Below are 12,252 nucleotides of genomic sequence, written 5' to 3'. Positions count from 1 at the left end.
ACTCCCGGGTCGCCTCGGTCAGCCGAGCGTCCTCCGCTGGCTCACCGAGGCGGCTGAGCATGTCCACTTAACTTCGCTCGTCCGAGGGCTGCTCTTTCGTCAAGTGAAGCAGCCACCCCTCGCCCGTGCGGATGAGCGCGTACCGTCGGCGGCCGGCTCGGCCGTGCAGCGTGAACAGCATTCGGCGCTCGGTGCGGTCGTGCTCCTCCCACGTGCCGATGTCGGCGATTGACTTGTCAGCGTCCTCGTAGGTGAGGTGATCGAGGTGGTGGTCGGCCACGGCGATCGCGAGCCGGTTGTCGCTGGGATTGTCCGGCAGGCCGCGGGGCACCGCCCAGGAACGCAGCACACCATTCTCCTCGAGCCGCAGGTCGAAGTGCGGTCGTGGTTTGCGATGGTGGTGCAGCACGAAGGCGGGTGACACTCTTACGATTGTCGGCGCCCGCCCACCCTCTCGCTACCGACCTGCTCCTCCTCGCCGCGATCTACCGGCTCGCCGCCCGCGCTCCTGCCGCCGAACTCGGCGTCGAATGCCCTGCAGGACCTGCGGCGCCTCGATCACCTTCTGCCGCACGAGCCGACTGATCCCCACGCTCTGCCACCCATGACCTCGACGACAACGAGGCACTCACCGAACGGCGGTCGAATACCGCCGGCCGCTCATCGACCCGCGCCCCGTCCTGCTGCCGCACCCGACACGTACGTGGCGCACCGCGGACCGACGCGACAGGGACTGGTGGACATGGGATGAAGACGATCGCGGCGGCCGGGGTGCTGTTCGAGCTGCCGCCGGTCGGCGAGCGCCGGGAGCGGCTGGGCGGCCTACTCAGGCGGCCACGCTGAGTTGCCTTCTCCAGCTCGGCCAGCCGGGACTCGAGCGCGGCCCGGATGCCGTCGATCGCATCGGCCACGCCGGCCGAATCCCCGAATGCGGACGGCAAGGCGCGGCGAACCCCTGCTGCTGGGCTTTCTGCCATTGTTCGTCGGTCTGGTTCCGGAACGGGTGGTCTTCGGTGGTGGTGACGGCTTCAGCGACGGGACGAGCGCCTGGTTCACCGTCAGCGACCGTATGTCTCCAGCAGCCGTAGCCAAACCTCGCTGACGGTCGGGTATGCCGGAACCGCGTGCCACAGCCGGTCCAGCGGGACCTCGCCGACGATGGCGACCGTCGCGGCGTGGATCAGTTCCGCGACGTCCGGGCCGGCGAGGGTGCAGCCGACGATCACCTTCCGGTCCTCGTCGACGACCATGCGAGCGTGTCCCTTGTAGCCATCGGCGTGCAGGGAAGATCCGGAAACGGCCCCCAGGTCGTAGTCCACGACCCGGATCCGCAGTCCGGCCGCCGCGGCCGCGGCCGCGGTCAGCCCCACCGACGCGATCTCCGGGTCGGTGAAGACCACCTGCGGCACCGCACGCTCATCAGCCGTCACCGCGTGCCGGCCCCACCGGCCGTCCTCGACCTTCTCACCCTTCGCCCGGGCCACGATGACGTCGCCCACCGCGCGCGCCTGATACTTGCCCTGATGGGTCAGCAGCACCCGCCGGTTCACATCACCAGCGGCATACAGCCACTCCCCGCCGCCGGCGACGCGCAGAGTGTCGTCGACCGCCAGCCAGGCACCCGGCGCCAGCCCAATGCTCTCCAGTCCGATGTCCTGAGTGTTGGGCGTACGGCCGATCGCCACCAGTACCTCGTCGGCCTCCACGCGATCGCCGTCAGCGGTCCCGATGTGAACGGTCCCGCTGTCGTCGCGCTTGACGGAAACGGCCTCCGCGCCGAGGCGGACCGAGACACCGGCCTCGCGCAACGACTCCGTGACCAACTCACCCGCGAACGGCTCCACCGACGTCAGCACACCGTCACGGGCCAGCACCGTCACCGAAGACCCCAGAGCGGCGAACGCGGTCGCCATCTCAGTGGCCACCACGCCACCACCGATCACCACGAGCCGGCGAGGAACCGAGCCGGCCGAGGCGGCCTCGCGGCTGGACCACGGCGCCGCCTCCCGCAGACCCGGGATGTCCGGCAGCAGAGCGCTGCTTCCGGTCGCGACGACCACCGCGTGCCGCGCGGTCAACCTCGTCGTGACGCCGTCGACGCCGGTCACCTCGACGACCCGGGCCGAACGGATCCGTCCCTGTCCGCGGTGCAGCGCGATCCCCGCCGACTCGAGCCAGGACACCTGCCCGTCGTCTTTCCAATGCGACGCGAAGGAGTCCCGGCGTCCGAGCACCGCCGCAGCGTCCAGGTTTCCCGTCACCGCCTCCCGCGCACCCGGCAGTTGGCGAGCCGCCCGCAACGCGGACGCGCTGCGCAGCAAGGCTTTCGTCGGCATACAGGCCCAGTACGAGCACTCCCCGCCGACCAGCTCCCGCTCGACAATGGCGGCGGTGAGGCCGCCCTGCACGACCCGGTCGGCGACGTTCTCCCCGACCGGACCCGCACCGATCACGACGACGTCGTACTCGATGGCGGTCATGTCAGTTGCCCTTCGCGCTGCGGCCGAGCCGGAAGGCGGCGATGAGGAAGAAGATGGCGCCGGGGATGGCGTAGCCAGCCGCGTTGGTCAGCGACGGGTTGTCCGCGGAAGCACCGGCGATGAACGACCCGCCAGCCAGAACCGAGATGCCGCCACTGATGATCATCGGCCACTGGCCACCCATCTTCCGACGAGTGACACCCACGATCAACTGGACCAGACCGGCCACGATCGCCCAGGCGCCCCACACCCGCAGGACAGCGGGGATGCCGGACGCACTGGCGACGCACACGCCGGCGGCGGTGATCAGGCTGACCACGATGTTCACGTACAGCAGGGCCGGCGAGCCGGTGGTCCGCGTTGAACGCAGGTCGTAGATGGCGGCGCCCACGTCGAACAGCGGGTAGAGCACGAAAAGCACCACCGTGAGCGGACCGATCTCCTTGGCGGTCGCGATCGTCACGAGTGCCCACACGATGGCGAACGTGAAGCGGGTGAAGTACAGCCGCCGCAGTGCGGACGCGGTCTGGGAGATGCCGGGCGGAGCAGCAATGGTCGTCACGGTGACCCTTCCGGTGGAGGCTCGGGAGTATCGGACGTTCTGTCGTGTTCAGCAGGGGAAAATCGCTGTCTGAGCTGACGAGACCGAACGTTCTTTCCCGGTCACTATCCCAGTCTTGACGGGCGACGTCAAGACGGAACGTTCTACCTCCAGGCGAGGAAGGCCTCAGGCCTGGTGTCACCGGTGGCGCAAAGGCGGCAGGGCCCGCTCACACATCTCAGACCGAACGTTCTATCCGCTAAGATGGTTGTATGACCCGCACCGAACCTGAGACCCGGCCCTCTGAGGCGCGACTCCGGCTCCTCACCACGGCAACCAGGATCTTCTACGCGGAGGGCATCCACTCCGTCGGTGTTGACCGGATCATCGCCGAGGCAAAGGTGACCCGGGCCACCTTCTACCGGCACTTCCCCAGCAAGGAAGACCTCATTCTCGCCTATCTGCGTGAGGTCCATCAGATGGATCGCGGCATGGTCGACGCGGCCATCGCCACCAACCCGACGCCGGTCGACCGACTCCTGGCCATTGCTGGCTCCATCGCTGAGAACATCCAGTCCCCCGGGTTCCGCGGATGCGCCTTCCTGAACGCCGCGGCCGAGTATCCCGACACCGACCATCCCGTGCACCAGGAGATCATCGCCCACCGGCAATGGTTCCTGGACACGCTCACCACGCTGATGGCGCAGGTCCACGAGGAGACGGCGGATGCCGCCGCGCGCCACTTCGTCATGCTTCGCGACGGCGCCATGGCAGCCGGATGCCTTCTCGACCCCGCGTTGGTGTCCGAGACCTTCCTCCGCGGAATCGAAGGACTCCTCCGGATCAATACCGAGCGCCAGTCGACCGAATCCGCCCGCTAGTACTACAACAGGGTCGTCGGATCTCGCGTGGGCTGAGGGCGACCAGGTCGTTGCTGCTCTGGGGCGGTGGCGGCGGTGACGACGAGGTAGGCGTGGGCGCCGTCACGCCTCGGAGTCGCGATCGCCGGATGCCTCCCGCCCGATCGGCGAGGCGGAGACCTCCAGCGGCCGTCCCCGGTTCCGCAGCGCGTCGAGTAGCGCGACCAGGGCCAGCACTCCGGCCACCACGCTCAACCCGACCATCGGCGCCCAGCGGGCCAACGCCGGCGTGAACAGCAGCAGGGCCACCAGGCCGATCATCCATGATCGCGAAACCCGGCCAAAGATCTCGTACTCCAGCCGCATACGGGCGACGAAAAAGAGCACCGGACCGCCTACCACGAACAGAAGCCAACTGGGCCGCGGCGGCCCGAACGGCTGATCTATCACCAGCTCGTAGCCGACCGAGGTGACGAGCACGCTGAGCACGATCAGCAGATGCGTCCGTTCTGACGCCGTGCCCAGCCGGGCGGGCATACCCGCCCGACCCAACGCCTCGGTCAGCAGCAGACCGGCGCGGTGGAAGTAGATCCGCCAGAGCAGCGCGCTGGTGGCGAACGCGACCCCGAAGGCGGCTGCCCGCTCCGCGGAGTAGTCCGTGCCGCTGAAGACCATGCCGATGACCAGAATCGACTCACCGAGTGCGATGAGAAAGATTTGCTGGTGACGGTCGGCAAGATGCGTCCCAGCGATCCGCCAGCGGCCCACCGCTGAGGCCCCGAGCCGCGGCAGCGGCCAGCCCACGGCCCAGGCGAGGTAGTCCACAGCGAGGGCGGCAGCCCACAGTGGCAGGCGAAGACGGTCCGGGCCCAACGCGCCGGCCAGCCAGAGCGGCGCGCTCGCCGCAGCCCAAGCGGCCAGCCGGAACGGCACCAGCCGTCGCGGATGGCCACGCAGCGCGGCGGCGACCACCAGCGGCCGCACCACCATCACCATCAGGTACGCGGCCGCGAACGGCAGCGCTCGCTCCTCCATTGCGCGTGGCAGCGTCACCGCCATGACCAGGCCGGCGAACATGGTGCCGACCACGACGGCCTGGATGATCGCCCGCTCTGGTTCGTAGCGACTGGTGATCCAGGTGGTGTGCGACCAGATCAGCCAGAGCGCCAAGAAGAGCAGCAGGGTACGACCGAACCCTGCGACGAGCGTCCAGCCGGTGTCATCGCCCAGGTCGGCGAATCGTTGCGTGACCCGGGTGAGGGCCACAACGAAGGCCAGATCGAAGAAGAGCTCCAGGAACGTGGCGCGGCCCGAACTCGTGCGAGGGCGCAGCAGTTCGGCACCAGGTCCCGCCGCCATCGTCCGCCTCCGTCCGCCCCCTGTCGCACCAACGAGTCGGCCGCCAGAGGGGTTGCAATCGACGACCAGATCTGACCACGGCCTCGAAGACCTGTACGGGAATGCGCCCTGCGGGAACCTGTCCACCCTCCTGGACGGCACCATTGCGAAGATCAACGGCACCCTGCTGGCATGGCTCGGCTACTGCCGGTAGGAACTCGTCGGCCGGCGCGGCTTCAGCGACCTTCTCACCGGTGGGGGCCGTATCTACCGCAGCGGCCGAGGTGGCTTCTCAGCCGACGGCGGTGGCCATCCGGCGTACCGCCTCGGTGATCAGTTCAGGTGCGGTGGCCAGATTCAGCCGGACGTGACCGCCGCCGCCGGTGCCGAAGGCCGAACCCGAGTTGAGCGCCACCCGGCCACGGTCGAGGAACACGGCGGCCGGGTCGTCGCCGAGGCCCAGGGCGCGGCAGTCGAGCCAGGCCAGATAGGTGGCCTGACCGGGTTGGTAACGGATGGCCGGCAGGTGCTCGGCGAGCAGCGCGGCAAGGAGCCGACGGTTGTCGTCGAGGCCGGTCAACAGGGCGTCGAGCCACTCGCCGCCGTCACGGAAGGCCGCGGTGTGGGCGATCACGCCGAGGTGGCTGGTGCTGACGCTGACCTCGAACGGGACGCGGGCGAGGTCCCCGGCCGCGGCCGGGCCGGCGACGAGGAGCCCACCGCGCAGGCCGGCCAGGTTCCATCCCTTGGAGGCGGACATCAGCGACAGGCCGTTCTCCGCGCCGGGCACCGAGAGGTACGGCACGAACCGCGCTCCGCCCGCCACCACCGGAGCGTGGATCTCGTCAGCGACCACCCGTACCCCGTGCCGTTCGGCCAGACCGGCGACGGCGGTCAACTCGGCCGCGCTGTGCACGACGCCGGTCGGGTTGTGCGGGCTGCAGAGCAGGTACGCCGCTGGTCGCCCACCGGCGCGAGCCCGCCGGAACGCGTCCTCCAGTGTGCCGAGGTCGATCCGCAGGTCCTCGCCGAGCGGCGCCTCCACGATCGGGCGGCCGGCGTGCGCCACGAACTCGTAGAACGGCGGGTAGACCGGGCAGTTGAGGACCACCGCGTCCCCCGGCTCGGTGACCAGCCGCAGCGCCTCGACGACGCCGTGCATCACGTCGGGCACCAGCGCGGTGCGTTCCACGGCCAGCCCGTCCCAACCCCACCGACGGCGGGCGAATTCCGCCAGCGCCTGCGGGTACGCCGTGCCGGCGGTGTAGCCGGTGTCGCCGCGAGCGACGGCGTCGGTGATCGCCCGCGCGACCGGCTCGGCCAGCGGCACGTCCATCTCCGCCACCCAGAGCGGCAAGACGTCGTCGGGGTACTCCCGCCACTTGAGGCTCGTCCGTTGCCGGAGCTGGTCGATCGTGAGCTGGCGAAGGGGATTCACCGCGGTTCGGGCACCACTGAGCACACCACTCATGGCTGAAGCCTATTCCGCTCGGTCCCGCCCGCGCCGACCCTCGGCGGCGTCTGGCGCGACCCGGGCACCGTCCACATGCTCACCAACGTGGGCGGCACCACGTACATCGCGCGCCTGCTCGAACTGAGGTGACCGGTTGAACGGTGGTCGGATGTGGAATCCGGCATTTCGGTGGAAACCGGTGTATCAGTTGCGTAACGTGCCGGACATGGTCTTTCGCATCTGGCGTAACCTGTTGCTCACAGCACTCGGGATGGGCGTGCTCGCCGGTGCCGGTCAGCTCGGCATCGCGTTCAGCTTCGGCATCGTCCAGCTAACCGGCGCCTCCACCGGCGCCGCCGTCAACCAGTGGCCTGCCCAGCTCGTCTGGGTTGGCTGGTTCGCGGCACACGCCGCCGTAGCCGGCACCGTCGTCACGGCACGCCTGGCCCGCCGGTACGGGGTGCTGGGGAGCACGGGCAGATTGGTGGCCGTCGCCGCCGCCGCCGCGCTGGGCGCCACCTTCGTGGCGCCGCTCTGCGTCCGGCCGGCCCAGGCCGCCGAGCGCTTCTCTGTGGACCCGATCTGGGCCGTCGGCATCTGCGCGACCCTCGGCGCGCTGGTCGGCGCGGGCGCCGCGATCACCGCACTGGTGAAGCCGCCGCTGGGCTGGAACATGGCGGCGGTGAGCGGCGTGGTCTGGCTGCTGGCGCTCGTCTCGATCGTCCCGTCGCTCGCAACCACCGGGCCACTGCCCGCCGTACGGCTCGGTGTGCTGGAGCCGGCCGGGTTCGACGCCGATGCGGTACACCGGCAGGCGATCCTGATTCTACCGGCGGTGGCCCTGCTCATCGGCGCGGCGACCGGAGGGCTGGCCCGCTGGCGCGGGCATCCGCCGCTGGTCAACGGCGCGAGCGGCATGGCCGGCACGGTGCTGGTCGCATTCGCCTACCTGACCGCCGGTCCCGGCGACGCCGTCGACCGGTACCAGATCACGCCGTACTACGGCGCGCTGCTCGCCGTCGCCGCCGGTGTGCTCGGTTCGGCTGCCGCCGCGTTGCTCCGCTGGCCGCTCCTGCCGCGCACCGCCGAAGCGCGGGTCGTCGAGCCGACCGACATCCCCCGTCCGCTGTCCGCCGACCCCGCCGTGCCGCAGGCCATGACGCCGGCCGATGGTGGTACGACCGACGAGCCGGAGCCTGTCGACCTGGCCGGCACGGGGCCGGTCGCCGGCGCGACCGCAGCGAGGCTCCCGACCGCAGCGAGGCTGCCGGGCTTCGGTGCGCCGGCGCGCGACCGGGAGGACGGCGCCGTACCGGCCGGCTCCGCGACGCGGACCGCCGCGCTGGCTGTTACCGCCGCATCGGCCGCACCCGCCGCACCCGCCGACCTCGCCACACCGGCCGACCTCGACGACAGCCCGGACACATCGCAAACGGCCCCCGCGACGGCGGCCCACCTTCCCGCGGGACCCGGTGGGGACGGCTCCGGGACGGTGGAGGCCGACAACACCGAACCCGACGGGACGCAGCCCGACGGGGCACTCGTCGCCCCGGGGACCCGCCGGATGTACCAGCCGCCGAAGACCGACCGGACGCGGGTTCAGGCAACCTGGCCGGTCGTACCGGCGCGACGGGTGCCGCCCTCGCCCGAACCCGCTCCGGGTGCCGAGGCGACCCACTCGGCCGGTACGCAAGAGAGGCCAGAACCGGCGCTCCCACCTCGGCACCGGCCGCCCCTGCCCAACCTGAACCAGGCCGCGAACTGGGACGCCCTCGCGACCGCCCGGCGCGCCGGGCCCTCGCCCACGACCAACGCCGCGCCGGCCAACCCCGCCGGGACCGATCCGGTCGTCGCGGTCCCCGCGCCGGCCGCCCCGGCATCCGTCGTCGAGGCGGGACGGGCCAGCGGGCAGGCCAGCGGCCGGCTGGGCCTGTTCCGGCGCAACAGGTCCCGGGCCCACGGGGACAGTGCGGGCACCCCGGCGGACGGCGAGCCGCTGCCGAGGCAGGACGCGGAGTTCGTCGACTGGGTGAACCGGCTGGGCAAGCCCGTGGCGGACAACGAGCCGGATCAGGAGACCATTCGCCAGTCAATCCGCTCCACCGGCCGCAACCACAGCGACTGACCTCCACCGAACGCGGGCCGCGGGTGCCGAACGACGTGGCGGTCGTCGCTACCGCGACACCGAGTTCGCCGGTCTACGCGAAGGATCAGCGGCATGACTGACTCGCGGCCCGCAGCACCCTCACCGGGTGCCGTCCATGGTCAGGACGAGCGGAGCTGCTCGCGGAGCCAGGCCCGGTCGGGGTTCACGACAGCCTGACCTGCGAGCACGACGGTGGGCACGGTCTCGTTGCCGCCGGCTACCGCCCGGACGGCGGCAGCACCCGCCGGGTCGTGCCAGATGTCCACCCAGTGCGCCCTCCGGGCGAGCCGGCCGAGGGAGAACCGGAGCTGGAGGCAGTAGCGACAGCCGGGACGCCAGTACACGATTGGCCGGCCGTCCGCCGCGCTGGCCCGCTGCGCCTCGGCCGCGCCCACCGAGCGAGGGAAGGCCCATGGCGACAGCAGCAGTGCCAGCGCCAAGAAGATCAGCAACTCGACGGCGCCGACGACGGGCAGACCGGCGGCCAGTTGCGCCACCAGGACCAGCACGCCGCACGCCGCCATCAGGATCGTCAGGGTCCACCGCCGCAGCACGCCGGGGACCCTACCGCCAACGCGCCAGGGCGCGCGAGAGGGTGGCTGACCACGAATCGTGCCGAACCCCACAATTCGTCCCTTAGGTTACTGCGCAGGAGGCCGTCGAGACCGGGAGGCGACGTGGAGAGCTATCCGGCGATCGAAGATCACGGGCTCATCGGCGACCTGCAGACCGCCGCGCTGGTGACGTGCGACGGAACGGTCGACTGGTTCTGCGCGCCGCGCTTCGACTCGCCGAGCATCTTCGCCGCGCTGCTGGACCGCGAGCGGGGTGGATACTTTCGCATCGCCCCGCACGACGTCCGGTACGTCACCAAGCAGCTCTACCTGCCTGGCACTCCGATCCTGATCACGCGGTTCATCAGCGCGGACGGCGTCGCCGAGGTGATGGACTTCATGCCGGTCACCGGCGATCGGCCCACCGACGCGCACCGCCTGGTCCGCATGGTCAACATGGTCCGGGGCAGCATGCGCTTCCGGGTGGAGTGCCGGCCCCGGTTCGACTACGCCCGGGAGAAGCACCAACTGGAGCGCCACCGCCACGGGTACGTCTTCCGCAGCCGGTCAGCGGCGCTCACCTTCAACCCGGTCGACCCGGTGCGGCAGCTGATCTCGCAGGGAGGCGACATTCACTTCGAAGACGGCGACCTGGTCGCGTACGGCACCCTGAACGAGGGTGACACCGGCGGAGTGGTCCTGGAGACGGCCGACACGGAACCACGGATCATCCCGCCGGCAGAGGTCCAGGGGATGTTCGAGTGGACCCGGGACTACTGGCGGCGCTGGGTCGAGCGCTCCCGCTACACCGGGCGATGGCGGGAGATGGTCGAGCGCTCGGCCATCACGCTGAAGCTCATGACGTACGCGCCGACCGGCGCAATGATCGCCGCGCCCACCGCCGCGCTGCCCGAACTGGTAGGCGGCACCCGCAACTGGGACTACCGCTACACCTGGGTACGCGACACGTCGTTCTCGGTGCACGCGCTGCTCGGCCTCGGCTTCACCGAGGAGGTCAGCCAGTACATGAACTGGCTGGACGAGCGGATCCGCGAGGCCGGTGACCACCAGAATCCGCTGAAGATCATGTATCGGGTGGACGGCTCCTCCGACCTGCATGAGGAGATTCTCGACCACCTGGAGGGCTACCGCGGCTCCCGCCCGGTACGGATCGGCAACGGCGCCGCCGACCAGCTCCAACTCGACATCCACGGCGAGGCTCTCTACGCCATGCATCTCGCCGATGAACAGGGCATCCGCGTCTCGCACCAGGTGTGGAAGAGCACCGTCCGACTCGTCGACTGGCTCTGTCACCACTGGGACCAGGCCGACGCCGGCATCTGGGAGAGCCGCCACCACCCCCGCAACTACACCTTCGGCCGGGTGATGTCCTGGGTCGCACTGGACCGAGCCATCCGCCTGGCCACCCGCACCGGCCGCCCCGGCGACATCACCAGCTGGGCCGAGCAACGCAACAAGATCTACAACCAGGTCATGGCCCGCGGATACCACCGGGAACGCGGCAGCTTCGTGCAGGCGTACGACGAGAACGTGCTGGACGCGGCGCTGCTCGCCATGCCGGCGGTCGGCTTCATGACGCCGAGCGACCCCCTCTGGCAGTCCACCTTGAACGCGATCGAGCGCGAGCTGGTCTCCGACAGCCTGGTCCACCGGTACGACCCGGTCCATTCCCCCGACGGCCTTCCCGGGCACGAGGGCACCTTCAACATGTGCACGTTCTGGTACGTCGAGGCGCTGGCCCGCTCCGGTCGCCTGGACGACGCCCGGCTCACCTTCGAGAAGATGTTCACCTTCAGCAATCACCTCGGCCTGTACGCCGAGGAGATCGCCGCGACCGGTGAGCAGATCGGCAACTACCCGCAGGCGTTCAGCCACCTCTCCTTGATCAACTCGGCGCTGGCGCTGAACGACCTGCTCGACGTCGAGGCCAACGCCCGGCGCCGCCAGTAGAGTGGCCGGCTCCGGGCCTGGGCCCCACCGCACACCGCCGCAGCGGCATGGGCCACCCCCAACCCGACGGCGATGCATCCCATCGAGTTCGTGGTCACGGCCCTGGTCCGTTCGCGCTAGGGAATCGACCTCGCGCGGCATGGATCATCCTGTGTGAGCATGCCTCCGAGTTGCCCCACTCGCCGTGCCCATGGTCCTGGCCGAGGGGGATCGAAGGTCAGCGCCGTGCAGGGAGACCCCTTCCACGTACGGAGGTTCCCATGGCGGCTCCACCAAGGGATCAACCGCTTCGGCGGTTACCCCACTGGCGTGGACTCTGGACCGAGCCTCGGCCGCCGGATCGCTGGCCCTTTCCATGCGGTTGAGGCGAGGCCACCTTGCCTTTCGCGCGTCGGGCAGCCCGATTCGCGGGAACCGCAACCTCGTCGGTCTCGGTCTCGGCCGTGGTTGGCCTGTCGGCGTCCTCGGCGTGGTCGTCGTTAGCCGGCTCAGGCTCCAGCATCGGTATCTCCCTGGATCGTGGGGTGCCTACGGACCGTCGCCAGCCGGCGGACGCGGACTGCTCGACGCCTGTGGGGGCACCTTGACGGTATCGCAATGCCGAGCCCGTCCGATCGACGGTCCGTGGGCCCGGCGCGGGTGGCGACCACCGTCAGATCTGCAGCAGTCGATACGCGACCGAGGGCTGACCGGAAGTGTCACCCAACCGCCCGGTTGATCTTCAATGCCGAGCATACTGCCCGGCGTTCCGGCCCGCGGCGACGGCTTGCGGGCGTGGCCACGAAGCCGCTCGGGCCGGCCGGGCCCCGGGGCACCAGGCGGGGGCATGTCGGTTCCGGTGTGGACAAATTCGGTGACGTCGGGGTGGGTGGCGAGGACGGGTGGAGCCATCGACGAGCACAGACCTCT

At 70.3% G+C, this 12,252-nt stretch carries 9 protein-coding genes; 3 read left to right on the top strand and 6 right to left on the bottom strand.

Features of this window, described 5'->3' with window-relative positions:
• Positions 1-67: 67 nt before the first annotated feature.
• The 3 genes from KBX63_RS19230 to KBX63_RS19220 all read right to left on the bottom strand — a co-directional run bounded on the left by KBX63_RS19230 (position 68) and on the right by KBX63_RS19220 (position 3,042).
• Positions 68-409 carry a DNA polymerase ligase N-terminal domain-containing protein gene (locus KBX63_RS19230; protein ID WP_307871769.1) on the bottom strand — a complete coding sequence of 114 codons (342 nt, stop codon included), beginning with the start codon at positions 407-409 and terminating at the stop codon, positions 68-70.
• A 649-nt stretch (positions 410-1,058) separates the two neighbouring features.
• Positions 1,059-2,480: an NAD(P)/FAD-dependent oxidoreductase gene (locus KBX63_RS19225; protein WP_210912617.1), complete on the bottom strand. Its 1,422-nt coding sequence runs from the start codon at positions 2,478-2,480 to the stop codon at positions 1,059-1,061.
• Between the two features lies 1 nt (position 2,481).
• The gene (locus KBX63_RS19220) at positions 2,482-3,042 is read right to left on the bottom strand and encodes a hypothetical protein (protein WP_210912616.1); all 561 of its coding nucleotides are present in this window, start codon (positions 3,040-3,042) and stop codon (positions 2,482-2,484) included.
• A gap of 251 nt (positions 3,043-3,293) precedes the next feature.
• Here KBX63_RS19220 and KBX63_RS19215 point away from each other — a divergent pair, with 251 nt between their 5' ends.
• On the top strand, positions 3,294-3,902 hold the full coding sequence (locus tag KBX63_RS19215; RefSeq protein WP_210912614.1) for a TetR/AcrR family transcriptional regulator: 609 nt from the start codon (positions 3,294-3,296) through the stop codon (positions 3,900-3,902).
• 102 nt (positions 3,903-4,004) lie between these two features.
• On the opposite strand, the gene KBX63_RS19210 is transcribed toward KBX63_RS19215, so the two are convergent.
• A complete protein-coding gene (locus tag KBX63_RS19210) occupies positions 4,005-5,240 on the bottom strand; it encodes a low temperature requirement protein A (protein WP_210912613.1) in 1,236 nt (411 codons plus the stop codon).
• Positions 5,241-5,511: 271 nt separating this feature from the next.
• Positions 5,512-6,690, bottom strand: a complete 1,179-nt coding sequence (locus KBX63_RS19205; RefSeq protein WP_210912611.1) for a MalY/PatB family protein — start codon at positions 6,688-6,690, stop codon at positions 5,512-5,514.
• 208 nt (positions 6,691-6,898) lie between these two features.
• Between KBX63_RS19205 and KBX63_RS19195 the strand changes: the two genes are divergently transcribed.
• On the top strand, positions 6,899-8,797 hold the full coding sequence (locus tag KBX63_RS19195; RefSeq protein ID WP_210912609.1) for a hypothetical protein: 1,899 nt from the start codon (positions 6,899-6,901) through the stop codon (positions 8,795-8,797).
• Positions 8,798-8,937: 140 nt separating this feature from the next.
• Here KBX63_RS19195 and KBX63_RS19190 read toward each other — a convergent pair whose 3' ends face one another.
• On the bottom strand, positions 8,938-9,372 hold the full coding sequence (locus KBX63_RS19190) for a glutaredoxin domain-containing protein (RefSeq protein ID WP_210912607.1): 435 nt from the start codon (positions 9,370-9,372) through the stop codon (positions 8,938-8,940).
• 123 nt (positions 9,373-9,495) lie between these two features.
• Between KBX63_RS19190 and KBX63_RS19185 the strand changes: the two genes are divergently transcribed.
• Positions 9,496-11,343: a glycoside hydrolase family 15 protein gene (locus KBX63_RS19185; protein WP_210912605.1), complete on the top strand. Its 1,848-nt coding sequence runs from the start codon at positions 9,496-9,498 to the stop codon at positions 11,341-11,343.
• Positions 11,344-12,252 lie beyond the last annotated feature (909 nt).

The sequence above is a fragment of the Micromonospora sp. U21 genome, from assembly GCF_018070045.1.
Classification (GTDB): domain Bacteria; phylum Actinomycetota; class Actinomycetes; order Mycobacteriales; family Micromonosporaceae; genus Micromonospora.
The sequence above is the reverse complement of the archived record's forward strand: the minus strand, read 5'-3'. Positions and strand labels throughout refer to the sequence as shown.

Coding starts and splice junctions, on each gene's coding strand:
- KBX63_RS19215 (WP_210912614.1), top strand. CDS start 3,294: ATGACCCGCACCGAACCTGAGACCCGGCCCTCTGAGGCGCGACTCCGG.
- KBX63_RS19205 (WP_210912611.1), bottom strand. CDS start 6,690: ATGAGTGGTGTGCTCAGTGGTGCCCGAACCGCGGTGAATCCCCTTCGC.
- KBX63_RS19195 (WP_210912609.1), top strand. CDS start 6,899: ATGGTCTTTCGCATCTGGCGTAACCTGTTGCTCACAGCACTCGGGATG.
- KBX63_RS19225 (WP_210912617.1), bottom strand. CDS start 2,480: ATGACCGCCATCGAGTACGACGTCGTCGTGATCGGTGCGGGTCCGGTC.
- KBX63_RS19210 (WP_210912613.1), bottom strand. CDS start 5,240: ATGGCGGCGGGACCTGGTGCCGAACTGCTGCGCCCTCGCACGAGTTCG.